The organism is Trueperaceae bacterium, assembly GCA_036381035.1.
Taxonomy (GTDB): Bacteria; Deinococcota; Deinococci; order Deinococcales; family Trueperaceae; genus DASRWD01.
In genome coordinates, this window is the sequence record DASVDQ010000029.1 from 30,764 (window position 1) to 54,756 (window position 23,993).

Annotated in this window: 21 protein-coding genes; 10 read left to right on the plus strand and 11 right to left on the minus strand. The window is 73.1% G+C overall.

Annotated elements, in window-relative coordinates:
• Positions 1-54: 54 nt before the first annotated feature.
• The 4 genes from VF202_04985 (at position 55) to VF202_05000 (ending at position 3,861) form a co-directional block, all read left to right on the plus strand.
• Positions 55-1,779 (plus strand): alpha/beta hydrolase, encoded by a 1,725-nt coding sequence (locus VF202_04985; protein ID HEX7039446.1) that lies wholly within the window; start codon positions 55-57, stop codon positions 1,777-1,779.
• Between the two features lie 14 nt (positions 1,780-1,793).
• The gene (locus VF202_04990) at positions 1,794-1,991 is read left to right on the plus strand and encodes a hypothetical protein (protein HEX7039447.1); all 198 of its coding nucleotides are present in this window, start codon (positions 1,794-1,796) and stop codon (positions 1,989-1,991) included.
• Between the two features lie 93 nt (positions 1,992-2,084).
• Positions 2,085-3,170, plus strand: a complete 1,086-nt coding sequence (gene dctP, locus VF202_04995) for a TRAP transporter substrate-binding protein DctP (GenBank protein HEX7039448.1) — start codon at positions 2,085-2,087, stop codon at positions 3,168-3,170.
• Between the two features lie 187 nt (positions 3,171-3,357).
• Complete coding sequence (locus VF202_05000; GenBank protein ID HEX7039449.1) at positions 3,358-3,861, plus strand: hypothetical protein; 504 nt, start codon at positions 3,358-3,360, stop codon at positions 3,859-3,861.
• A gap of 70 nt (positions 3,862-3,931) precedes the next feature.
• Here the strand turns inward: VF202_05000 and VF202_05005 are convergent, their stop codons facing one another.
• From VF202_05005 to alaS, 5 genes are all read right to left on the minus strand, one after another.
• Positions 3,932-5,296, minus strand: a complete 1,365-nt coding sequence (locus VF202_05005) for a TRAP transporter large permease subunit (GenBank protein HEX7039450.1) — start codon at positions 5,294-5,296, stop codon at positions 3,932-3,934.
• Positions 5,296-5,976: a TRAP transporter small permease subunit gene (locus tag VF202_05010; GenBank protein HEX7039451.1), complete on the minus strand. Its 681-nt coding sequence runs from the start codon at positions 5,974-5,976 to the stop codon at positions 5,296-5,298. Before VF202_05010 ends, VF202_05005 begins: the two co-directional genes overlap by 1 nt.
• Positions 5,977-6,049: 73 nt before the next feature.
• On the minus strand, positions 6,050-7,069 hold the full coding sequence (gene mltG, locus VF202_05015; protein ID HEX7039452.1) for an endolytic transglycosylase MltG: 1,020 nt from the start codon (positions 7,067-7,069) through the stop codon (positions 6,050-6,052).
• Positions 7,070-7,224: 155 nt separating this feature from the next.
• The gene (ruvX, locus tag VF202_05020) at positions 7,225-7,671 is read right to left on the minus strand and encodes a Holliday junction resolvase RuvX (protein HEX7039453.1); all 447 of its coding nucleotides are present in this window, start codon (positions 7,669-7,671) and stop codon (positions 7,225-7,227) included.
• Positions 7,671-10,343 carry an alanine--tRNA ligase gene (gene alaS, locus VF202_05025; protein ID HEX7039454.1) on the minus strand — a complete coding sequence of 891 codons (2,673 nt, stop codon included), beginning with the start codon at positions 10,341-10,343 and terminating at the stop codon, positions 7,671-7,673. Before alaS ends, ruvX begins: the two co-directional genes overlap by 1 nt.
• 231 nt (positions 10,344-10,574) lie before the next feature.
• Here alaS and VF202_05030 point away from each other — a divergent pair, with 231 nt between their 5' ends.
• Positions 10,575-11,726 (plus strand): MFS transporter, encoded by a 1,152-nt coding sequence (locus VF202_05030; protein HEX7039455.1) that lies wholly within the window; start codon positions 10,575-10,577, stop codon positions 11,724-11,726.
• On the opposite strand, the gene VF202_05035 is transcribed toward VF202_05030, so the two are convergent.
• From VF202_05035 to VF202_05060, 6 genes are all read right to left on the minus strand, one after another.
• Entirely contained in the window at positions 11,677-12,930 is a 1,254-nt protein-coding gene (locus VF202_05035; protein HEX7039456.1) for a hypothetical protein, read from the minus strand. The genes VF202_05030 and VF202_05035 overlap by 50 nt on opposite strands.
• Positions 12,931-12,986: 56 nt before the next feature.
• Positions 12,987-13,802 carry a phosphonate ABC transporter, permease protein PhnE gene (phnE, locus tag VF202_05040; GenBank protein HEX7039457.1) on the minus strand — a complete coding sequence of 272 codons (816 nt, stop codon included), beginning with the start codon at positions 13,800-13,802 and terminating at the stop codon, positions 12,987-12,989.
• Complete coding sequence (gene phnE, locus VF202_05045) at positions 13,799-14,626, minus strand: phosphonate ABC transporter, permease protein PhnE (protein HEX7039458.1); 828 nt, start codon at positions 14,624-14,626, stop codon at positions 13,799-13,801. Before phnE (VF202_05045) ends, phnE (VF202_05040) begins: the two co-directional genes overlap by 4 nt.
• Complete coding sequence (phnC, locus tag VF202_05050; protein ID HEX7039459.1) at positions 14,616-15,389, minus strand: phosphonate ABC transporter ATP-binding protein; 774 nt, start codon at positions 15,387-15,389, stop codon at positions 14,616-14,618. The genes phnE (VF202_05045) and phnC overlap by 11 nt, the downstream gene beginning before the upstream one ends.
• A 97-nt stretch (positions 15,390-15,486) precedes the next feature.
• Positions 15,487-16,371, minus strand: a complete 885-nt coding sequence (locus VF202_05055; protein HEX7039460.1) for a phosphate/phosphite/phosphonate ABC transporter substrate-binding protein — start codon at positions 16,369-16,371, stop codon at positions 15,487-15,489.
• A gap of 149 nt (positions 16,372-16,520) precedes the next feature.
• The gene (locus VF202_05060) at positions 16,521-17,519 is read right to left on the minus strand and encodes a D-cysteine desulfhydrase (protein HEX7039461.1); all 999 of its coding nucleotides are present in this window, start codon (positions 17,517-17,519) and stop codon (positions 16,521-16,523) included.
• A 141-nt stretch (positions 17,520-17,660) separates the two neighbouring features.
• Here VF202_05060 and VF202_05065 point away from each other — a divergent pair, with 141 nt between their 5' ends.
• The 5 genes from VF202_05065 to VF202_05085 all read left to right on the plus strand — a co-directional run.
• The gene (locus VF202_05065; GenBank protein ID HEX7039462.1) at positions 17,661-18,632 is read left to right on the plus strand and encodes a hypothetical protein; all 972 of its coding nucleotides are present in this window, start codon (positions 17,661-17,663) and stop codon (positions 18,630-18,632) included.
• Between the two features lie 91 nt (positions 18,633-18,723).
• The gene (gene deoC / locus VF202_05070) at positions 18,724-19,722 is read left to right on the plus strand and encodes a deoxyribose-phosphate aldolase (GenBank protein ID HEX7039463.1); all 999 of its coding nucleotides are present in this window, start codon (positions 18,724-18,726) and stop codon (positions 19,720-19,722) included.
• A gap of 16 nt (positions 19,723-19,738) precedes the next feature.
• Positions 19,739-22,141 (plus strand): aldehyde dehydrogenase family protein, encoded by a 2,403-nt coding sequence (locus VF202_05075; GenBank protein ID HEX7039464.1) that lies wholly within the window; start codon positions 19,739-19,741, stop codon positions 22,139-22,141.
• A 190-nt stretch (positions 22,142-22,331) separates the two neighbouring features.
• Positions 22,332-22,754 (plus strand): cupredoxin domain-containing protein, encoded by a 423-nt coding sequence (locus VF202_05080; GenBank protein ID HEX7039465.1) that lies wholly within the window; start codon positions 22,332-22,334, stop codon positions 22,752-22,754.
• A gap of 109 nt (positions 22,755-22,863) precedes the next feature.
• On the plus strand, positions 22,864-23,993 hold a 1,130-nt coding region (locus tag VF202_05085; protein ID HEX7039466.1), incomplete at its 3' end, for a glycine C-acetyltransferase.

The following is a 23,993-nucleotide window of genomic DNA, read 5'->3' on the forward strand; positions in this document are numbered from 1 at the left end:
CCGTGATATCATCGGGATGTCAACGGGCCGAGGCCCGGGAAGGTGGAGGAGGACTTGAGCAGGACCTTGAGGACCGTCATCGTGGCCGTGCTGGTCGCGGCTGGAGCCGCCGGAGCGCAGCCGGCGCGGGAGGGGGGCGAGCCGTTCGCCGGCGTCGTCTACGACCTGACGCAGGGCGGCGTCCGCCTCGGCGAGGCGTCGGTGGGCCTCATCGAGACGGACGAGGGCTTCAGGTCGCGCTCCTACGTCGACCTCCCGGGCATCGCCCGCCTCGACGACGAGCTCGTGACGCGCCCCGACGGCGCGGCGCTTTCGTACGCGGTCAGCGGGACGGTGCAGGGCGTCGCCATCGACATGCGCGTGGAGTTCGGGCCCGCGGGCGCCTCGGTGCGGCTCACGCAGGCGGGCAGGGAGTCGACGTTCACGCTGCCCTCCGACGAGCCCCTCTACGTCGTCGACAACAACTTCCTCGACGGCCTGCAGGTCCTCGTGAGCGTCGTCCTGCGCGAGCCCGCCCAGCCGCTCGACGTGGCCGTGGTCGTCCCCCTCGGCGGCGCCGTCGGCCGTCTGTCCCTGGCGGCGCGCGAGGGCACGGAGCGAGTCGAGCTCGCCGGCGGGTCCGCGGAGGCCACGGTGCTCGACGCCTCCCTCAGCGTCGGTCCCCAGACCGTCGACTACGTGGTGTGGGCGGGCGAGGACGGCCGGATCCTGGCCGTGGAGCTGGCCGCCGCTGCCGTGCGCTACGAGCTGCGGGACGCGGCGACGGGCGCGGGCGACGAGGGCGAGGCGGCGCGCGAGACGGCGGCGGAGCTCCTGGAGCGGACCGCCGCCTGCGTGGAGACGCGCGAGCTGAGGGTCGAGTCGTCGGGCGAGACCCTCTACGGCGAGCTGTCGCTGCCCGTCGACGCGCCGGCCGCGGGCGCCCCGACGCTGCTGCTCCTGCCCGGCAGCGGCGCCGTCGACGTGGACGGCAACTCGCCGCCGGTGCTGACGAACTCCGGCTACAGGCAGCTCGCCCAGGCGCTCGGCTGCGCCGGCTACGGCGTCCTCCGGGTCGCGAAGATGGGCATCCCGCCCTCCACCGGCGACGCCAACGCCGCCACGCTCGACTCGTACGCCGCGGACACGGCCGCCTGGCTCGCGGCCCTGGCGGAGGAGAGCGGCGTCGACGCGCGCCGCCTGGGGCTCATCGGCCACTCCGAGGGCGGGCTCATCGCGCTCTACGCCGTGGCCGAGGGCTACGTCGCGCCGGACGCGCTGGTGCTCATCGCCACCGCCGGCAGGCCGCTCGCGGTACTGCTGGAGGAGCAGGTGGTGGCCTCGGCGCGCCGCGCCGGCATGAGCGGCGAGGCCCTCGAGGCCTACGCGCGCGACGCGGCCGAGCTGCTGGACGCCGTCAGGCGTAGCAGCGGACAGGCGCTGGAAGCGGAGGGCGAGCTGGCCGACAACGAGCTGGTGCCCCTGTTCGCGCACGCGGCCGGGCTGCTGCGCAGCGAGATCGACGTGGACCCCGCGGCGCTCGCCGCGAGCGTGGACGTGCCCGTGCTGGTGGTGCAGGGGCTGAAGGACATCCAGGTGCTGCAGGTCGACGGCCAGCTCCTCGCCGACGCGCTGCCGCGCGCCACGCACCTCGAGCTGCGCGACCTCACCCACGACCTCGTCGACACCCCCCTCCCCGCGGAGCAGAAGCCCTTCCCGGCTCCCACGGACGCGGTCTCGGAGACCCTCGTCGCCGCCGTGACCACGTACCTCCACGGGACCCTGAAGCTGGCGCACTGAGGGTGGTCGGGGGCGTGCCCGAGCGCAAGCGCTTCCTCCTGCGCATCGACCCGCGGCTCTACGCCGCCCTGGAGAGGTGGGCCGCCGACGAGCTGAGGAGCGTCAACGCGCAGGTCGAGTACATCCTCACCGAGGCCGCCAGGAGGGCGGGCCGCCTGGAGCCGGGCGAGCCGGCCGAGGGGCGAGGGGGCGACGACGAGCGCGAGGGTTGAGTGCGCCGGGCCGCGGACCAGCGGGCGTGGCCGCGCCCAAGCGCGTTATACTTCGCGCGTTCGACAATCCGCAGGCTTCCTGGAGGTCAATCGATGAAGCGTCGTGATTTCCTCAAGAGGGCCGGCGTGGTCGCCGCCAGCGCCAGCCTCTCGCCGCTCATGTTCGCGAAGGCGCAGAGCCAGCAGGTGTTCAGGTGGGGGATGCCGACCTCGTGGCCGACGTCCCTGGACAACCTCTACGGCGGCGCCGTGAACCTCGCGAACTACCTGCGCGAGATGACCGACGGCCGCCTCGACATCGAGGTATTCCCGGCCGGCGCGCAGATAGGGGCCCTCGAGGTGTTCGACGCCGTCGCCAGCGGCGCGTTCGAGGTCGGGCACACCGCGTCGTACTACTACATCGGCAAGGACCCGGCCCACGCGTTCTTCACCGCCGTGCCGTTCGGCATGACCGCGCCGCAGATCACCTCCTGGGTGCACTCCGGCGGCGGCCAGGAGCTGTGGGACGAGCTGAACGCGCCCAACAACATGATCGCCCTGCTGGCGGGCAACACCGGCATGCAGATGGCCGGCTGGTTCAACGTCGAGATCAACTCCCCCGACGACCTGCGCGGCATCTCGTTCCGCACCGCCGGCCTGGGCGGCCAGGTCTACGCCGACGTCGGCGTGAACGTCCAGACGCTCCCGGGCGGCGAGATCTTCCTGGCCCTCGAGCGCGGGGCTATCGACGCCGCCGAGTGGGTCGGGCCGCACGACGACGAGACGCTCGGGCTCAACAACGCTGCCCGCTACTACTACGGGCCCGGCTGGGCGGAGCCCGGCGCGGCGCTGTGCATCTACATCAACCTCGACGCCTGGAACTCGCTGCCCGACGACCTGCAGCGGGCGGTCAGGGTCGCCGCCAAGGCCGCGAACTCTCAGATGTACTCGGACTACCTGGCCAAGGACCCGGCCGCCTTCCAGCGGATCGTCGCCGCCGGCGCCGAACCGCGCGTCTTCAGCCAGGAGATCCTCCAGGTGTTCCGCGAGAGCTGGAACCGCATCAACGAGGACCTGCGGCAGTCGAACGAGATGTACCGCCGCATCTCCGACGCCGTCGAGGCGTACCTCGCCGAGAACCGCCCGTTCGACGCTCGCAACCAGCACGCCTACGAGGCCTTCCTCTACAGCGAGGGCTGACCGACAGGCTGGAGCTCCACGCCGAGGGCGCGGTCTCGTATCCGGGGGCCGCGCCCTCGCCAGTGCGACGACGCCAAAGGCCCAGGGTGCGGGCATCCCAGGGGCGAGCCCGCACGACCTCGGCGGGACGCCCGCCCCTGTAAGAGGCGCGTCAGCGTCCTCCGCGTAGCGTCACCGCGGAGGACGGATGAAGAAGCTCCTGCTAGCCCTATCTCTGTTGCCTTTCTCCTTCGCGTGGGCCCAGCTGCCCGTCGTGGGCGAGGTGCAGGTGGAGACCGACGAGTTCACCGGTGAGCAGACCTGCTACCAGCTCGTGGCGCTGCCCGACACCAGCCTGGCGATGTCGCTGTGGCTCGAGGACGGCGAGCTCGAGGTCTGGTTCATCCGCCGTGCCGACGACCACGAGTTCATCTACGACGGCCACGCGATCCCGTCCATGGACCGCGTCCTCGTGAAGATCGGCGACGTGGTGGAGACGCACAGCGTGGTCTTCGCCGACTACGTGTTCGACGACTGGATGGAGTACGCGGTCATCCAGCCGCCGCGCGACTTCTACGACTGGTTCCTGTCCGCCACGAGCGACGTGCGGGTGCGCTTCGAGAGCGACTACAGCGGCCTGCATCGCGACGTGACCGTGCCGCACGGGTTCGTGACGGGCTTCGCCAGCGGCTTCGCCGCCACCTGCCTGTAGGCCGCGCCCCTGCGCCGCGGCGCGCCCGGCCGGTGCGGCGCGGCGGCCCGGCTCGCCTCGGGGCGCCGCCTCAGCGCGCCAGGCCGGGCAGGAAGCTGACCATCCCCGGGAAGAGGATCAGCAGCAGCAGCGCCAGCACCTGGACCGCCACGAACGGCACGATGCCGCGGTAGATGTGGCTCGTCGTCACGCCCGGCGGCGCCACGCCCTTGAGGTAGAAGAGCGAGAAGCCGAAGGGCGGCGTGAGGAACGAGCTCTGCAGGTTCATGGCCACGACGACGCCGAACCAGAGCATCATGTCGGCGCCGAAGAAGCGCGCGGCGATGGGCGCCACGAGCGGCACGACGATGAACGTGATCTCGATGAAGTCGATGAAGAACCCGAGCAGGAAGATCACGAGCATCGTGAAGAACATGAACCCGATCGCGCCGCCGGGCAGGTTGAGCAGGAACTCGTCGACGACCCTGCCGCCGCCCAGCGCCGTGAACACCATCGAGAACGCGGTGGCGCCGACGAGGATGATGAACACCATGCTCGTCAGCCGCACCGTCGAGTCCATGGTGTCGATGAGGTTGCGGCGGGTGAGGCGACGGTTCAGCGCGGCCAGCACGGTGGCGCCGGCGGCGCCGGCCGCGCCAGCCTCGGTGGGCGTGGCGACGCCCATGAAGATCGTGCCGAGCACCAGCAGGATCAGCACCAGCGGCGGCACCAGGCTCCTGAGGAGCCTCAGCGCCAGGGCCCAGCCGCTCAGCGAGCGCGCCTCCGGCGGCAGCGCGGGGGCCTCGCGGGGGCGACGCCAGGCCACGAACGCGACCCAGACGATGAACAGTCCGGAGAGCAGGAAGCCGGGGATGAAGGAGCCCAGGAACAGATCGCCGACGGACACGCCGATCTGGTCGCCGAGGATCACGAGCACGATCGACGGCGGGATGATCTGCCCCAGGGTCCCCGACGCCGCCACCACGCCCGTGGCCAGCGTCTTCGAGTAGCCGTACTTGAGCATCACGGGCAGCGCCAGCACGCCCAGCGTGACCACGGAGGCGCCCACGACCCCGGTCGAGGCGGCGAGGAGGGCGCCCACGACGACCACGGAGATCGCCAGGCCGCCGCGGAGCTTGCCGAAGAGGATGCCCATGGACTCGAGCAGCTCCTCGGCCAGGCCGCTGCGCTCGAGCATCACGCCCATGAACACGAAGAACGGCACGGCCACGAGCGTGTAGTTGTCCATGATCGTGCCGAAGATCCGCTGCGGCAGGATGTTCAGCCGCGAGACGTGGAACACGGCGTCCCACGGCAGCGAGAAGCCGAGGTAGACCTGGGTGAGGTCGGAGCCGAGCAGCGTGAACAGCACCGCCGTGCCGCCCAGCGTGAACGCGACCGGGAAGCCGACGAGCAGCAGCACGACGACGACGGCGAACATCCACAGCCCGAGCATCAGGCGAGACCCTCGCCCGGCTCGGCGCCGGCTCCCTGCACGGACCCTGTGTGCGAGCCGGCCGGGCCGCTCACTCCGCCTGCCGTGCCGTCGACCTCGCGCGGCGCCGGCGGCGCCTCGTGCACGCTGCCCGAGCCCTTCCTGCCGGCGAGGAAGGCCGCGTTGCGGATCGTCTCGGAGATGCCCTGCAGGATGAGCAGGGCGAACGCGACGACGATCACGGTCTTGATGGGGTAGCGGGGCAGCCCGCCCGGGTTCGGGCTCATCTCGAGCGTGGCCCACGAGCGCCGCACGTACGGCAGGCTGTAGAGGATCCCCATGGCGGAGAACGGCACGAGGAAGAGCCAGATGCAGACTGTGTCGACGAGCGCCTTGCGCCGCGCGGAGAGCCGCGAGTAGACGATGTCCACGCGCACGTGGCCGTCCTTGCGCAGCACGTAGGCGGCGCCGAGCAGGAAGATCAGGTCGAACGCGTACGTCTGCAGCTCGAGGTAGAAGTTGCCCGTCATCGCCGCCGCGGCGTCGCGGCCGACGAGCGCCTCCAGCGGGCCGTAGAAGTACCTGGTGATGACGTTGTAGACGCCGACGGCCACCATGAAGAGGGACACCCACCACATCAGGCGGCCGATGAGGCCGGTCACGGCGTCCACGACACGCGCGAAGCCCAACAAGACGCTCAAGGTCAAGCCTCCGGGGCGCGTTCTCAGGCGCCCTCGCGGTTCGGGGTTACCGCGGCATCCTAACAGATGCGGCTCATCGCCCCCTCAGGAACTCGTCGACGTCGCGGTTGTGGGCCGGCAGGTTCGTGTTCGGCCTGAACACGGTACGGCCGCCGTCCTCGCCGTGCAGGAAGTAGAGGTAGAGGGCCCCGTCGGCGGCGTAGCGCTCCGGGGCCAGCACGGCGTCGAGGGCCTCGGCGCCCGGGTTGCCGATGGGCCCCACGGGCAGGCCCGGCCGCGTGTAGGTGTTCCACGGCGTGTCCACCTGGAGGTCGCCGGAGGACGCGCTCAGCTCGGGCAGCGGCTTGCCGAGGCCGTAGGCGACGGTGGGGTCCGACTGCAGCGGCATGCCGAGCTCGAGCCGGTTCAGGAACACGCCCGCGATGACGGGCATCTCGCTGACGTCCGCCGCCTCGGCCTGGACGAGGCTGGCGAGCGTCACCCACTGGTGCACGGTGAGGCCGAGGTCGCCCAGGCGGTCGGCGAGGCCCTCGCGCCGCGCGACCTCCTCCCTGAAGCGCGCGACCATCATCCCCAGCGCCTCCTCGGCCGTGGCGTGCAGCGGCACCTCGTAGACGGCGGGGAAGAGGTAGCCCTCCAGCCCCTGGCCGGCGGGCACGTAGGGCGGCGCCAGCTCCAGCCCGGGGTCCTCCACGAGGGCCGCCAGCTCCTCGCGGGTGGCGATGCCGTTCGCGGCCAGGCGCTCCACCACGGACGCGGCGCGCCAGCCCTCGGGCACCACTATCGACACGACCCGCGGGCGTCCCCCGGCGGCCAGCGCCTCGGCCACCTCCCGGGCCGTCATCGTCCGGTCGAGGTCGTAGAGGCCCTCGCCGACCCGCGTGTCGAGGCCCCGGAAGCGCAGGTAGTACTCGAAGGCCAGGGCCGAGCGCACGAGGCCGGCGGCCTCCAGCTCCTGGGCGACGCGCTTGCCGCCCCAGCCGGGCAGCACCTCGAACTCCACGCTGCCCGCGGTCGCGCTCGGCGCCGAGAGCAGGAAGGCCGCCGTCACCCCGGCGCCGCCGACCACGACGATCAGCAGCGTGAGGAGCACGGCGAACCAGCGTCCGCGCCGCCGCCGGGGCGGCTCGGGCGCGGGTGGTCGCTCCTCGGCCGGCGCGGCGGGTCGTCCGGGCGGCGGCGCGGCGGGCCGTCCGTCCGCCGGCGCGTCGGGGCGGGCCTCGACCGGAGCGCCGGGACCCTCGCCGCTCACGGCTCGCCCGCCCGCCTGGCCAGGTACGACTCGAGGATCAGCACGGCCGCGGCCTCGTCGAGGCGGCCCTTCTCCCGGCGCTTGCCGCGCGGCAGCGGTCCGCCCGCGATCTGGCGCCGCGCGGCGCGCGTCGAGAGCCGCTCGTCCTCCAGCACCACGCTCACGCCGTCCTGCGCCAGCCGCGCGCTCAGCGCCGCGGCGAACGACCGCACCCGCGCCGTCTGGCGCGACTCCGTGCCGTCCATGTTGCGGGGCAGCCCCACGACGACGACCCCGGCGCCCTCGGCGGCGGCGATCCTCGCGACCGCCTCTACGTCGCGCTGCATGCCGACCCGCTGCAGCGCCCCGCGACCGAACGCGACGGAGGAGCCGGCGTCGGCGCGCGCCAGCCCGATGCGGGCGTCGCCCACGTCGAGGCCCAGCACGGCGCCGGCGCCCTCCATCAGGCCGGCAGGGCCGCCAGCACCTCTGGCACCGCCGCCAGGGCCTCGCCCAGCCGCGCGGGGTCCTTGATGCCGGCCTGAGCGAGGTCGGGCTTGCCGCCCCCGCCGCCGCCGACGCGTCCGGAGACGGCGCGGACGAGCTTGCCGGCGTCGGCGCCGCGCGCGCGGGCGTCGGCGCTGGTCTTGGCGACCAAGAGCTGCCCCGAGCCCACGACGACGACGTCGGCGCCCGTGGCCTCGAGCTGCCTGTCGGCGGCGCCGCGCAGGGCCTGCGCGTCGAGGCCGTCGAAGGCGAAGGTCGCGAAGCGGAAGCCGCCGGCCTCCCGCACCTCGGCGGCCGGCGCCGCGCTGGTGAGGGCCGCGGCGAGGCGGTCGCGCAGCCTGGCGGCCTCGCGCTGGGCCTCCTTGAGGTCGGCGGTGAGCTTGGCGACGCGCGCCTCGAGCTGAGCGGGGCTCACGCCGAGGCTCTCCGCCATGCGGCGCTCGCGGGCGCGCAGCTCCTCGAGGTACTCGATCGCCGCCATGCCCACGCGCGCCTCGACGCGCCTCACGCCGGCGGACACCGCCTCCTCTGACGTGATCACGAACGCGCCGATCGTGCCGGTGCTCGCGACGTGCGTGCCCCCGCACAGCTCGATGGAGACGGGACGTTCCGCCCCGCCCACGCTGACCATGCGCACGTTCTCGCCGTACTTCTCGCCGAAGAGCATCATCGCGCCGGCCTGCCTGGCCTCGGCGATGGGCACCACGCGCCAGCTCACGGCCAGGTCCTGCTGCACCCAGCGGTTCACGAGCTCCTCGACGCGCCTCAGCTCCTCGGGCGCGAGCGCGCGTCCGTGCGTGAAGTCGAAGCGCAGGCGGTCCGGTGCGACGAGCGAGCCGGCCTGCGTGACGTGCGTGCCGAGCACCGTGCGCAGGGCGGCGTGGAGCAGGTGGGTGGCGGTGTGGTGCTTCTTCGTCTGCTCGCGCGCCGGGTCGACCTGCGCCGTGAGACGGGTGCCCGGCGCGAGCTCGCCGCGCACGACCTTCGCCTCGTGCAGGTGGAGGCCGTGGGTCGAGCGGCTGGTGCCGCTCACCAGCGCGGCCCCGCCAGCCCACTCGAGCTTGCCGACGTCGCCGACCTGGCCGCCGCCCTCGGCGTAGAACGGCGTGCGGTCGAGCACGACGACGCCCGAGTCGCCCTCGCGCAGGACGTCGACCTCCTGGCCCTCGCGCACGAGCCCGACGACCGTCGCCTCGGCCCGCGACTCGGTGTAGCCGAGGAACTCGGTGTCGCCGCTGCGGCCGGCGATCGCGCCGAGGGCGTCGGACTGGGCGGTGAACAGGCGGCGCTCGCCGAGGTCGCCGCGCGAGGCGCGCCTCGCCTCCTCGCGGGCGGCCTCGTAGCCGGCCCTGTCCACGTCGACGCCGCGCTCGGCGGCCAGCTCCTGCGTGAGGTCGAGAGGGAAGCCGTAGGTCTGCCACAGGTCGAACGCGACCTCGCCGGGCAGCACGTTCCCCTCCAGCTCGTCCAACAGGTTGCCAACGCGCTCGATGCCGGCCTCGAGCGTGCGGAGGAACTGCTCCTCCTCGGTCTCGATCACGCCCATGACGCGGTCGCGCCCGTCGACGATCTCGGGGTACGGCTCGCCCATCGCCGCGATGACCTGGTCGACCAGCCCGTGCAGGACGGTGTCGCGCAGCCCCAGCAGCCAGGCGTGGCGGGCGGCGCGCCGGATCAGCATCTTCACGACGTAGCCGGCGCCGTCGTTCGCGGGCAGCACGCCGTCGGTGATCGCGAACGTCACGGCGCGCACGTGGTCGGCGATCACGCGGTGGGAGAGCGACCGCGTGCCCTCGTAGGGCCGGCCCGAGAGCTCGGCCACGCGGCGGATCGTCGGCTGGAACAGCTCGGTGCCGTAGGCGTCCGGCTGGCCGGTCATCAGCGCGGCCAGGCGCTCGAAGCCGAGGCCCGTGTCGATGTTCTTCTGCGGCAGGGGCTGCAGGACGCCGCCGTCCTGCCTGTCGAACTGCGTGAAGACGAGGTTCCAGTACTCGACGAAGCGGTCGCCGGAGCCGGTGTTCGGCCCGTCCTCGTCGGGCGTGCCGTAGTCGGGCCCGCGGTCGTAGAAGACCTCGGAGCAGGGCCCGCAGGGGCCGTTGGGCCCCTGGGTCACCGCGTTGGCCGGCCAGAAGTTCTCGTCCTCGCCCCAGCGGGAGATGCGGCGCTCGGGCACCCCGACCTCGTCGCGCCAGATGCGGAAGGCCTCGTCGTCGTCCTCGTAGACGGTGACGTAGAGCCTCTCGGGGTCGAGGCCCAGCCACTCCTCGGAGGTCGAGAACTCCCAGGCCCAGCGGCAGGCCTCGCGCTTGAAGTAGTCGCCGAACGAGAAGTTGCCGAGCATCTCGAAGAACGAGTGGTGGCGCAGCGTGCGCCCGACGTTCTCGATGTCGTTGATGCGCAGGCACTTCTGCGCCGTCGTGACGCGGTGCCACACGCCCTCGTAGCCGGCGAACTTCGGCGTGGCGCCGAGGAAGTACGGCTTGAACTGCACCATCCCGGCGCTCGTGAACATCAGTGTCGGGTCGTCGCTCTTCAAGGACGCCGACGGGTACGCCAGGTGGCCCCTCTCCACGAAGAACTCCAGGTACCGCCTGCGCAGCTCGTTGAGCTCCTTCACACCTCGTGTCACGCCGCCTCCTCCAGGGCCACGAGGGACGAGTATACCGACCCGGACCGGGCTCTCCCGAAGCGCGGCGGTCTCGAGGGCGCGCGGGTACGACCGCAGGGCGGCGCGGCACGGCGCGGCGCCCCTCACCGCCCGCGCGGAGCCGCCCGCCGCCCCCGCTGCGACGTCGGCGCGTCGCCCCTCGCGGCCCCCGCGGCGCCGCCCGTGCGGGCGCCCCGGGGTATCTTCCGCGCCATGACCGGTGCCGACGCCCCGCAGACGTCGACCCGTCGGCGGACGCTGATCGTGGCGTCGGTCGCCTTCCTGGCGCTCGGCGCCCTCGTCTCGCTCTACGGCCCGCTCTTCCCGGCGCTGCGCGAGCGCTTCGGCGTGGGCGTGGACACCGTGGGCGCCGTGGTGAGCGCGCACTTCGTGGGCTCGCTCGCCTCCGTGCTGGCCTCGGGCGAGCTGATCAGGCGCTTCGGCTACCGGAAGGTGCTCACGGCCGGCACCGCGGTGCTGGCGGCCGGCCTCGCCGGGCTCGCCCCGGCGCCGAGCTGGACGCTCTTCCTCGCCAGCGCCGCCGTGGCGGGCGTGGGCTTCGGGGTCACGGAGGTGGCGGTGAACCTCCTCGTCGCCCGCACCTTCCTGGGGGGCGCGGCGCCCGCGCTGAACGTGATCAACGCGGTCTTCGGCGCGGGCGCCGTGCTCAGCCCGCTGCTGGTGGCGGCGTTCTCGCCCCGCCCCGAGCCGCCGATGTGGTCCCTCGCCGCCCTGGCCGTCCTCGCCCTGGTGGCCGTGCTCACGCTGCGCGCGGTGCCGGCGCCCCCGGCCCGGCCCGGCGCCGGCGAGCCGGTGGCGTGGGGCGCGCTGGCGGCGTTCGTGCTCCTCTACTTCGGCTACGTCTCGGCCGAGGTGGGCGTGACCTCCTGGTCGACCGAGCACCTCACGCCCACCCTCGGACCGGCCGCGGCCGCGGCGGTGCCCGGCCTCTACTGGGGCACACTGACGGTCGGCCGCCTCGTGGCCGCCGCCGTGGCGACCAGGGTGCGTCCCGGCCGCCTGATCGTCGGCGGCCTGATCGCGGCCGTTCTCGCGCTCCTCGGCGCCCTCTACGCCCCGGCCGCGCCCTACATGTACGCGCTCGTGGGCCTGGCGCTCTCCCCGACCTTCGCGACGGGACTGGCGTGGCTCACCGAGCGCATGCCGCGCCGCGCCGAGCAGGTGTCCCCGGCGGTGTTCGCCGCGGCCTCGGTGGGGCCCATCGCCACCGCCCCGCTCATCGGCGTCGCGGTGGCGGGGTTCGGGCCCGTCGCCGTGCCGGCGTCGCTGGCGGCCATGGCCGTCCTCGCCCTCGTCAGCGCGGCGTGGCTGCGCCTGGGAGACGAGCGCCCAGAGAGGCCATGAGGGCGTAGCCGCCGAGGAGAGCGGGGCCGAGGCTCGATAGCGCCGCGGCCGGCAGCGCCCAGAAGCCCCCGAGGGTCGCGGGCCACAGGCCCGTCTGCGGCAGCAGCAGGGCCACCATCGCGGCCACGGCCACGGCGAACGCGCCCAGCCCGCGCCAGGCCACGGGTCCCAGGCGGGCGCGGCCGAACGACGCCAGCCCGAGGGTCACCGCGCCGAGCAGGTAGGCGTGCAGCAGCATCACGCGCAGGCCCTCGCGCGCCACCAGCTCCTCGCCGGCCGGCAGGGCGAGCGCGACCTCGACGGCCGCCTTCGCGGCTATGAGCGCCAGCGTGACCCTGGCCACGACCTGGCCGACGCCGGCGCCGCCGACGTCGCGGCGCCACAGGGCGTAGGCCAGCCACAGCCACGCCGCGGCCGCGATCAGGCCGCCCGCACCCTCGAGCCAGCGCAGACCGGAGGCGAGGCCGTGCTCGGCGGCCAGGCGGGCGCCGGAGCGGAGGCAGAGGCCGGCCGCCAGCGACCACGTCGCGAGGCCGAAGCCTCGCCGCGGCCCGTCGGCGAACCGCGTGCAGGCCAGGGCGCCCAGGAGGCCGAGGCCGAACCACCCGTCGGCGAAGAGCGTGAGGAAGAAGTCGGCGTTCGCGGCGACGCTGAGAGGCGTCGACGTCCCGCCCATGCCCTCGACCATCAGCAGGAGCACGCCGAAGGTCGAGACGACGAGCAGGGAGAAGGCGCCGTCGAAAAGGCGCAGCGCCGGCGTCCGCGGGGCGCCGCGCGACCCGGACGCGTACAGCGCGGCGAGGGCGTACCAGACGACGCCGTTCAGGCCGGAGGCCATCATCGACAGCGGCAGCTCGGCGTCCCCCACGGGCAGGAGCCGGTAGCCGCTGAGGAGGAACGGCACGTACGCCGCCAGACCGGCCAGCGCCGCGGCGATCGCCGTCGCCGCCCCGCCCGGCAGGCGCCGGCCGACCGTGCCGAGGGCGGCGTCGGCGGCCAGCGCCAGGGCCGGCGTGGCCCACGAGAAGAACATCAGGTGCGAGTGCGCGTGGCGCACGTCGGCGAACTGCAGTCCCCAGGGGAACCCCAGGTAGAGGCCGAAGCGCATGAAGGCGCCGGTGAGCGCCGCCAGGGTGAAGGAGGCGAGGGCCAGCCGCCAGGCGGCCAGCGAGCCCCGGTCCGCGCGTGGGGTCCCTGCCTCCACCGACGCGCAGGGTAACCCTCGCCCGGCTCGTCGCCGGGCGCCCGGGAGCGGGGCGGCTACACGAGCCGGCGCCTGACCGTCGAGCTGACGAAGTCGACGACGACGATGAACGAGACGATCACGATGAGGATCATCGAGATCTCGTCCCAGCGACGGAACTGCAGCCGCTGGATCAGCGGCCCGCCGATCCCGCCGGCGCCCACCAGGCCGAGGATCGTGGCCGCGCGCAGGTTGATCTCGAAGCGGTAGAGGACGTTCGAGGCGAACTCGGGCAGCACCTGGGGCACGACGGCGTAGAGGAAGACGTGCAGCCCGTTCCCGCCGGCGGCGCGTATCGCCTCCATGGGGCCGGGGTCGATGCCCTCGATGACGTCGGAGAAGATCTTGCCGAGGAAGCCTATCGAGTGGATGCCCATCGCCATGATCCCGGCCGTGGGCCCCGGGCCGGCGGCGGCGACGAAGATGATCGCCAGGAGGATCTCGGGGAACGTCCTGATCGCGACGAGGAGCGCCTTGCCCGGCATCGCCCTGCCGGTGCCGCCCAGCAGGTTGCGGGCGGCGAGGAACGACAGCGCGAAGGCGAGGATGCCGCCCAGCAGCGTGCCGAGCACGGCCATGTAGAACGTCTCGAGCATCGCGCCGAGCGCGAGGGGGAAGAGCTCGCGGTCGGGGTGCGTGAAGCCGCGCCACAGCGGCGGCAGCGTGCGCTCCAGGCCGGTCCGCACGCGCTCCCACGCGGGCAGGTCGAGCGTGACGAGCACGACGACGAGCAGCACGACGGAGAGGACCGCGGCGGCGGCCGAGAGCGCGCGGTTGCGGCGCACCTGCGCCGGCACCGGCGGCACGGGGAAGGCGGGGGCGGCGCGGCTCATATGAGCTTCGACCTCGCCCACACGGAGACCGCGTCGATCGCGAGCACGACGAGGAAGATCACGACGATGATCAGGCCCACGCGGGTGTAGTTGAAGAAGTTGAGCTGCACCTGGAGGAGGAACCCGATGCCGCCCGCCCCGACGAGGCCGATGATCACCGAGGCGCGCACGTTGATCTCGAAGACGTAGAGCACGTAGCTGACCATCGTCGCGGCGATCTGCGGGACGACCGCGTAGACGATCGTCGCCAGCCGGCCGGCGCCGGCGGCGCGCAGGGCCTCGAGCGGGCCGGGGTCGATGGCCTCGACCGTCTCGGAGCCCAGCTTGGCCAGCACGCCTATCGAGAAGAGCGTGAGCGCCACGGCGCCGGGCAGGGGGCCGACGACGAGGATGGGCACGAGGATGGCGGCCCACAGCAGGTCGGGGATGCTGCGCAGGACCGTGAGCAGCACGCGCGCGACCCACATGCTCACCCGGTCGACAGCGGTGTTGGCGGAGGCGAGGAAGATCAGCGGCACCGCCAGCAGCGTCCCGAAGAACGTGCCCACGTAGGCGATCTGCAGGGTCTCGAGGAGGGGCCCGGCGAGCTGGGGCAGGTAGGCGCCCCACTCCGAGCGCATCTCGGGCAGCGGCGGCACCAGGCGGCCGAAGAAGCGCCAGAAGTCGGCGGAGCCGGTGAACAGCGCCGCGACGTCGAAGTCGGTCTGCCAGTACGCGAGGGCGACGACGCCGAGGACGATCGCGAGCGAGAGCAGCCCCCGCAGGCGCGCGACGAGCGGGGGAGGGGGTGCGGCCGTCGCCGCGCCGGTGAGCTCAGGACCCACGCAGGTCCTTCTCGCGGTCGATGGGCCGCCCGTAGATGTCCTCGAACGCCTGGTCCGTGGCCTCCTCGGGCGTGCCGTCGAACACGACCTGGCCGTCGCGCATGCCGACGATCCTGTCGGCGTACTCGCGCGCCATGTCGATGAAGTGCAGGTTCACGATCGTCGTGATGCCGTCCTCGCGAGCGATGCGCTTGAGGTCGCTCATCACGGCGTGCGACGTGGGCGGGTCGAGGCTCGCGACGGGTTCGTCGGCGAGCATCACCGACGGACGCTGGGCGAGAGCCCGCGCGATGCCCACGCGCTGCTGCTGGCCGCCCGAGAGGGCGTCGGCCCTCACGTACGCCTTCTCGGGTATCCCCACGCGGGCCAGGCACTCGTGCGCGTAGGCGACGTCGGCGCGGGGGAAGGCGCCGAGGACCCCGCGCCAGGCGGGCACGTCGCCGAGGCGCCCGGCGAGCACGTTCCGCAGCACGCTCGAGCGCTTCACGAGGTTGAACGTCTGGAAGATCATGCCGATGTCGGAGCGCACCTGCCGCAGCCGGCGACCGCGCGCGGCGGTGACGTTCGCGCCGCCCACGTGGACGCTGCCCTGTGAGGGCACCACGAGGTTGTTCACCGTGCGGATCAGGGTCGACTTACCGGCGCCCGAGAGGCCGACCACGACGAGGAACTGGCCGCGCGGTATCGAGAGGGTCACGCCCTTGAGGGCCTTCAGGCCCGTCTTGTACGTGACCTCGACCTCGCGGAACTCGATGTGGGACACGGACGAGAGTAACCCAGAGGACAGGGCCGGCGCGGGACTGTCGCCCGGCCGGCCCTGCTCCTCGGGAGGCGGCCTCAGGCGGCCGCCTGCCCCCACGTCACTGCTGCTGGAAGGTGCGGCTGACCTCGCGCACGACGTCGTAGACGGAGGGGTCATCGACGCGCGCGAACTCGGTCACGTTGAAGAGGGCCTGGGTGAGCGCCTCGCCCTCGGGGGTGTCGGCGATGTCGATGAACGCCTGGGCGATCTTCTCCTTGAGCCCGTCGTCGAGGTCCGGCACCACGACCATGCCGTCGTTGGGGATGTCGGCCGAGTAGCCGAGGATGCAGACCTGCTCCTTGACGTCGGGGTAGTCGGCCTCGATCGTCTCGCGCCCGTCGGAGCCGGGGGAGCCGCCGAAGGTGACGGCCACGTCGACGTCGCCGAGGTACACGGCGAGCATGGCGGCGTCGTGCGAGCCCGCGAAGATGCCGGTCATCTCGGTGTCGGGGTCGATGCCGTACTGGTCGCGCAGGGTCACGTACGGGAACTGGTAGCCGGAGGCGGAGCCGGGGTCGACCCAGGCGATCGTCTTGCCGCGCAGGTCGTCGAACGATTCGATGCCGCTGTCGCAGCGGACGTTGAACTGCGAGCGGTAGGTGGTGCTGCCCTGGCGCACGGAGGCGAGGAGGGGCTCGGCGCCGTGGGCGTCCATCGCCTGCACGAGGCCCGCGGGGCCGAACATGCCCACGTGCACGCGGCCGGTGCCCATGGCCTCGACGAGGCCGACGAAGTTCGTGCTCACGAAGGTCTCGACGGGGATGCCGATGCGCTCGGAGAGCATGGCGGCGATCGGCTCGAGGCTGTCGACGATGGCCTCGGCCTCGCGGCTGGGCACCATGCCGACGACGAGCGTGTCGGGCACCTCGCCTTCCTGGGCGAAGCCCACGTACATCGTGCCGGCGAGCACCAGCGCCAGTAGGGTCTTGACGGTTCGCTTCACTTCGGCCTCCAACTTGTGGCTGTGCGCCCCCCTGGGGGCTCCACGCGGGGTGTGCCCGTGCGCGGCAAGAGTAGCACGCGATGTGAACTCTCTCACGCCCGGCTCAGCGGACGGTCGACTCGCCCTCGTGGCGGCGCGCGGCCCGCGCTTCAGTCCTCGAAGAGCTCCTGGTAGGCGAAGAGAGCGGGCCAGCCGCCGGTGTGGACGAAGACGACGTCGCCGTCGTCGCCCAGCTCGCCGCGGCGCACGAGGTCGATGATGCCGGCGGCGACCTTGCCGGTGTAGACGGGGTCGAGCAGCACGCCCTCGAGGCGGGCGAAGAGCTTGACGGCCTCCACCATGCCCTCGGTCGGCAGCGAGTAGCCGGGGCCGACGTAGCCGTCGACGACCTCCACGTCCTCGGGCCGGACCTCCACCCGCGAGCCGGCCAGCTCGGCCGTGCGGCGGGCGAGGTCGAGGATCTTCGCCTCCTGGGCGTCCTTCGACGCGCGCGTGCTCACGCCCAGCACGCGGACGCCGCTGCTCAGTCCGGTGAGGCCGGCCACGAGGCCCGCGTGCGTGCCGCCCGAGCCGCTGGCCACCACGACGCGGTCGATGACGAGACCCAGCTCGTCGGCCTGCGCCATCAGCTCCTTGGCGGCCGCCACGTAGCCGAGCGCCCCGAGCGGGCCGGAGCCGCCGCCCGGTATGACGTACCCGACGCGCCCGGAGGCGGCCAGGTCGTCGACCTCGGCCTGCATGGCGGCCGACAGGTCCTCGCCGGCCTTCACGACGCTGATGCGCTCGGCGCCCAGGAGGTGGAACAGGAAGTTGTTGCCCGTGGCGTGCTCGTCGTAGCTGCCCGGCACCCGCTCCTCGATGACGAGGCGGCACGCGAGGCCCTCGACTCGGGCCGCGGCGAGGGTCGAGCGGCAGTGGTTCGACTGCACCGCCCCCGTCGTGACGAGCGTGTCGGCGCCGCGCTCCAGCGCGTCGGCGACGAGGAACTCGAGCTTCCTGGCCTTGTTGCCGCCGCCCGCGAGGCCGAGCTCGTCGTCGCGCTTCAGCCAGATCGTCGGCCCTCCCAGGTGGTCGCTGAGGCGCCTCAGCGGGACGAGCGGCGTGGGGTGCTGCGTGTAGCGTCGGCGGGGGAAACGTGAGAGCTGCATGCGCTAGGACCTCCGGGCCCGCGTGCCAGGGTCGGCCGCTCCGCCCGCTCGCGTCGGCGGGCGCTCCGCGGCCGTTCGCGCCGCCGAAGCTACCACGTCCTGGTCGGTAGTCTCATGCTCGCTTCGGCTAGCATGTCCGCCGTGCCTGCAGTGGGCTCGAGCGAGGCCGAGCTCGCCCGCCTCTACGAGTTCGTGGAGGGGGGCTACCGCCGTCCGACGGCGGCGGCGCGGCTGCGCCGCGGCGTCGGCAGACGGCTGCTGCGCCTGCTCGGCGTGGGCAGCGCGCAGGTCGACGCGCCCGAACGCGGCGCGGCCCCCGACCCGCTGACGGCGGTCCACATGCGCGACGCGCCCACGTTCCTCGTGCCCACCGCCTGGTGCCGCAACGTGTCGCTCTTCGGCTTCGGTCCGGGAGCCTTCGACGCCTGGGAGGCCACCGCGCGCCAGGTCGCCGAGCGGCCCGACCTCCCGGCGCAGGAGACCGTGCTGGCGCGCTTCTTCGAGCGCTTCGTGCCGCGCACCGCCGCCGAGCGTCTCTTCTCCTCCCCGGAGCGCGACGTGAGCCGGGTCTCGCCGCTGCACGAGATCGCGGCGGCCGACACGCCGTTCTTCTGGCCCTGGTCCCTGGCCGTGCCGCGTTGGCCGGCGTCGGCGCCCGAGGACCTGCGCCTGAGGAGCCACGGTCCCGTCGGCCCCCGGCTCCTGGAGCTGGAGGTGTGGCGCCTCAAGCGCCTCGTGGCCTCGGTGAGGGAGCACGGCTTCCGCCCCCCGCGCAACGACGGCGTGCGCGGGCAGCTCCTCCTCGCGAACGGGCGGACGCTGTTCCTGATCCGCTCCGGCTTCCACAGGGTCGCGGTCCTGGCCGCCCTCGGCCACGAAGAGGTGCCCGTGAGGTTCGCGGCCGGCATGCAGCGCCTCCTGACCCTCGACCAGCTCCCCACCTGGCCGCTGGTGCGCCAGGGTCTGTTCGCGCCTCGCGAGGCCGAGCTCGTCGTCGAGAGGCTCTTCACCGAGAACGGCAGCGAGATGGCGGCGCGGCTGGGCCTGGTCGCTCACGACGCGTCGGGGCCGGCGCCGGCCCCGGGGCCGCTGGCGGCGTCGCCGCGAGGGTGAGCCGCGGCGCCGAGGCGGCGCGGGGCGCGGTAGGCTGCGCTGTGTCGGCCGCGCGCTGAGCCGCGCTGGGGGCGGCCGAGGAGGACGGCGCATGAGTGTCAGGACCGAGACTTGGCGGGAGGGCGAGGCCCCGGTCGGCGCCCTGCCGCGCAACGAGGGCACGGAGCTGATGCTCGACTGGGTGCAGGCCGCGCGCGTGAACAGGAGCGCGGTCGAGCGCCGGGCCTCGACGCTGACCACGCGCCGCAGCATCAAGAAGCAGTGGCAGGCGGCGTGGCTGCTCAAGGCGATCACGCTCATCGACCTGACGACGCTGTCGGGCGACGACACCCCCGGGCGGGTGCGGCGCCTGTGCGCCAAGGCGCTCAACCCGGTCAGGCGCGACCTGCTCGAGGAGCTCGGCGTGGCCGACCTGGGGCTGACCGTCGGGGCGGTGTGCGTCTACCACGAGATGGTGCCGGTGGCGGTGCAGGCCCTCAAGGGCACGGGGGTGCCCGTGGCCGCGGTCTCGACAGGCTTCCCGGCGGGCCTGTCGCCGTTCGCGACGCGCGTCGAGGAGATCGTGCGCTCGGTCTCGGCCGGCGCCGCCGAGATCGACGTCGTCATCTCGCGCCGGCTGGCGCTGACGCACGACTGGCAGGGGCTCTACGACGAGCTGAGGAGCTTCCGCGAGGCCTGCGGCGAGGCGCACATGAAGGTGATCCTGGCCACGGGCGAGCTGGGGACCCTGCGCAACGTCTACCGCGCCAGCCTCGTCGCCATGATGGCGGGCGCCGACTTCATCAAGACCTCCACGGGCAAGGAGTCGGTGAACGCGACCCTGCCCGTGAGCCTGACGATGGTCAGGGCGATCCGCGAGTACCACGAGCGCACCGGACAGGCCGTCGGCTTCAAGCCGGCGGGCGGCCTGCGCACGGCGAAGGACGCGCTGGCCTGGATGACCCTGATGCGCGAGGAGCTCGGGCGGCGCTGGCTCGAGCCCGACCTGCTGAGGTTCGGCGCCAGCTCGCTGCTGGCCGACATCGAGCGCCAGCTCGAGCACCACGTCACCGGGCGCTACTCGGCGTTCCACCGCCACCCGCTCGGGTGAGGCAGGGGGCTTAGGGATGACGGTTCGCGAGATCTTCGAGACCCTCGACTACGGGCCCGCGCCGGAGGCGGCCGACCTGGCCGAGGCCTGGCTGGAGCGCCACGGGCGGAGGTTCGGGCACTTCATCGGCGGACGCTTCACGGAGCCCGGCGAGACCTTCGCCACCCACCACCCCGGCGACGCCTCCGAGCTCGCCCAGGTGACCCAGGGCACGGCTGAGGACGTGGACGCGGCGGTGAAGGCGGCGCGCGCGGCGCTGCCGCGCTGGCAGGAGCTGGGCGGCCACGGGCGCGCCCGCTACCTCTACGCCCTGGCCAGGCACGTGCAGAAGCACGCGCGCCTGCTGGCCGTCCTCGAGTCGCTCGACAACGGCAAGCCGATCCGCGAGACCCGCGACATCGACGTGCCGCTAGTGGCGCGGCACTTCTACCACCACGCCGGCTGGGCGCAGCTCTTGGAGCGCGAGTTCCCCGGCTACGAGGCGGTGGGCGTGTGCGGCCAGGTGATCCCCTGGAACTTCCCGCTGCTGATGCTGGCCTGGAAGGTCGCGCCCGCCCTGGCCGCCGGCAACACCGTGGTCCTCAAGCCCGCCGAGTTCACGCCCTTGACGGCGCTGGCCTTCGCCGAGCTGGCGCAGGAGGTGGGCCTCCCGGAGGGCGTGCTGAACGTGATCACCGGCGACGGGCGCACCGGCGCGGCGCTGGTCGCCCACCAGGGCCTCGACAAGGTCGCGTTCACCGGCTCGACCGAGGTGGGGAGGATCATCCGCCGCGAGACGGCCGGACGCGAGCTGAAGCTCTCGCTGGAGCTGGGCGGTAAGTCGCCGTTCATCGTCTTCGACGACGCCGACCTCGACTCGGCGGTCGAGGGCGTGGTGGACGCCATCTGGTTCAACCAGGGCCAGGTCTGCTGTGCCGGCAGCCGGCTCCTCGTGCAGGAGAGCGTCGCGGCGCGCATGGAGGCGAAGCTGCGCGAGCGCATGGAGCGCCTGCGGGAGGGGCCCTCGCTGGACAAGTCGATCGACGTCGGCGCGATCATCGCGCCCGTCCAGCTCGAGAAGATCACCAGGCTCGTCGAGGAGGGCAGGGCCTCGGGGGCCACCTGCTTCCAGCCGTCGTGGGCGGCCCCGAAGGATGGCTGGTACTTCCCGCCGACCCTGTTCACGAACGTCTCGCCCGCCGCGACGATCGCGCAGGAGGAGATCTTCGGGCCCGTCATCGTCAGCCTCACCTTCCGCACGCCGGCGGAGGCCGTGGAGCTCGCCAACGACACGCGCTACGGCCTGGCCGCCAGCGTGTGGACGGAGAACGTGAACCTGGCCCTCGACATCGCCCCGCAGCTCAAGGCCGGCGTCGTGTGGGTGAACTCGACGAACCTCTTCGACGCCGCGGCCGGCTTCGGCGGCTACCGCGAGTCCGGCTTCGGCCGCGAAGGCGGCCGCGAGGGCATGTACGAGTACCTCAGGCCCGCTTTCGAGAGGGAGCTGCCGTACTACGGCGAGGGCGAGCTCGCCGCTCCGGCCAGCGCCGCGGCGCTGGGCGAGGGCCGTCCGGCGGGCGAGGACGGCGCCCCGAGCGTGGACCGCACGGCCAAGGTGTACGTGGGCGGGGTGCAGAGGCGGCCCGACGCCGACTACAGCTACCCGGTCCTGAGCCCGAGCGGCGAGCGCGTGGGCGAGGCGCCGCTCGCGAACCGCAAGGACGTGCGCGACGCGGTGGAGGCGGCGCTCAAGGGCGACAGGTGGTCGCGGATGACCGCCCACGCCCGCGCTCAGGTCGTCTACTACGTGGCCGAGAACCTCGCGCTGCGCGCCCCCGAGTTCGAGGAGCGCATCCGCGCGATGAGCGGCGTGGGCCGCAAGGTCGCGGCGTGGGAGGTGCAGCGCTCCGTCGAGCGGCTCTTCATCTACGCCGCCTACGCCGACAAGTACGACGGCGACGTGCACCCGACGCCCTACCGGAACGTCACGCTGGCGATGAACGAGCCCTACGACGTGCTCGGCGTCGTCTGCCCCGACGAGGCGCCGCTGCTGGCCTTCGTCTCGCTCGTCTTCCCGGGCCTGGCCATGGGCTGCCGCGTCGTGGCCGTGCCGTCGTCGCGGTGGCCGCTGGCCGCCACCGACCTCTACCAGGTGCTCGACACCTCCGACCTGCCGGCCGGGGCGCTCTCGATACTGCCCGGCGACCGCGACGAGCTGGCGCAGGTCCTGGCGCGTCACGACGGGGTCGAGGCCCTGTGGTACTTCGGCTCGCGCGAGGGCAGCGCCATGGTGGAGCGCGAGTCGGCGGGCAACCTCAAGGCGACGTGGGTGAACCACGGGCGTCGGCGCGACTGGTTCGACCCCGAGCAGGGCGAGGGGCGCGAGTTCCTGCGCCGCGCCGTGCGGGTGAAGAACATCTGGGTCCCTTACGGGGAGTAGCCGGCTCCCACCCCGCTCTCATTACGGTTCCGTTAACCCGACGGGCCTCGTCCCCGACGGCGCTGCTCAGGGTTCCTGGTTAGCATCTGGCCGAGTCGCGGCGGCACGGCCCTTCGGCGGGCCGGTCGCCGCGCAGGCCCGCTTGCGCCGCCCGCAGCGGCGCGCTCGTCCGGGCCGGGAAGGCAGTCTCATGTCCAAGGTCCTCAGGTACGTCCTCGCCTCCATCGTCGCCCTAGCCTTCGGCGCGGGCTTCGCGCAGGACGAGCAGACCCCGACCGTCGAGTACACGCTCATGGGGCAGATCGGCACGCAGGGCTTCGAGTTCGTGGGCGTCGGCGGCGACATCGACGGCGTGCGCAACCCGCAGCTCACCGCGTCGGTCGGCGACGTCGTCCGGGTGACCGTGATCAGCTCCGACGGCATGGCGCACGACTTCGCGATCCCCGACCTCGGCGTCGACGCCGAGCTGACCACGGGCGCCGGCGAGGAGGGCGCGACCAGCATCACCTTCGAGGTCACCGAGGCCGGCACCTTCACCTACCTGTGCACGGTCCCCGGCCACGCGGTGCCGGAGGCCGGCTTCGGCATGTTCGGCGACTTCGTCGTCAACTAGTGACGGCCTAGCCGAGGCGGCGGCCGGCGCCTCGCCGGCGCCGCAGGGGAGGGCCCGGGCGCGACCACGCCCGGGCCTTCTCGCGTGCTGGCGCTGCTAACCTGGCCCCATGGGCGCCTACGCGCGTTTCAGGGAGCACCTGGTCGAGCAGCTCGGGGAGGTCGAGGAGGCCGGGCTGACGAAGCGGGAGCGCAGGATCGTCTCCTCGCAGGACGCCGTCGTCGAGGTCGAGCTGCCGTCTGGCGAGCGCGTGGCGGTGCTGAACCTCTGCGCGAACAACTACCTGGGCCTCGCGAACCACCCGCGCGTGGTGGACGCGGCGCAGCGGGCCGCGGAGGAGCGCGGGTTCGGCATGGCCTCGGTGCGCTTCATCTGCGGGACCCAGGACGTCCACGTCGAGCTCGAGCGGCGCCTCGCGCGGTTCCTCGGCACCGACGACGCGATCCTCTACTCGTCGTGCTTCGACGCCAACGGCGGCCTGTTCGAGGCCCTGCTGGGCCCCGAGGACGCCGTGATCTCCGACGCCCTGAACCACGCCAGCATCATCGACGGCATCAGGCTGTGCAAGGCCCAGCGCTTCCGCTACGCCAACGACGACATGGACGACCTGCGCCGCCAGCTCGAGGCCGCCAGCGGCGCGCGCTTCAAGCTCATCGCCACCGACGGCGTCTTCTCGATGGACGGGGTCGTGGCGAACCTGGGAGCGATCTGCGACCTCGCCGACGAGTTCGGCGCGCTGGTGATGGTCGACGACAGCCACGCCGTCGGCTTCGTGGGGGAGCGCGGGCGCGGCACGCACGAGCTGCGGGGCGTGATGGGCCGGGTGGACATCATCACCGGCACGCTCGGCAAGGCACTGGGAGGCGCCTCCGGCGGCTACACCGCCGGTCGCCAGGAGATCGTCGACTGGCTCAGGCAGCGGAGCCGCCCCTACCTGTTCTCGAACTCCCTCTCGCCCATCGTGGCGGCCGCCTCCCTCGAGGTCCTCGACATGCTCGAGGGGTCAGACGACCTGAGGCGGCGCCTGCGCGAGAACAGCGACTACTTCCGCTCGGCGATGGCGTCCGCCGGGTTCACGCTGGCCGGCGCCGACCACCCGATCATCCCGGTGATGATCGGCGACGCCGCCCTGGCCGCGCGCATGGCCGACCGCCTGCTAGAGGAGGGCGTCTACGTCGTCGGGTTCTCCTACCCCGTGGTGCCGCGGGGTCAGGCGCGCATCAGGACGCAGATGTCGGC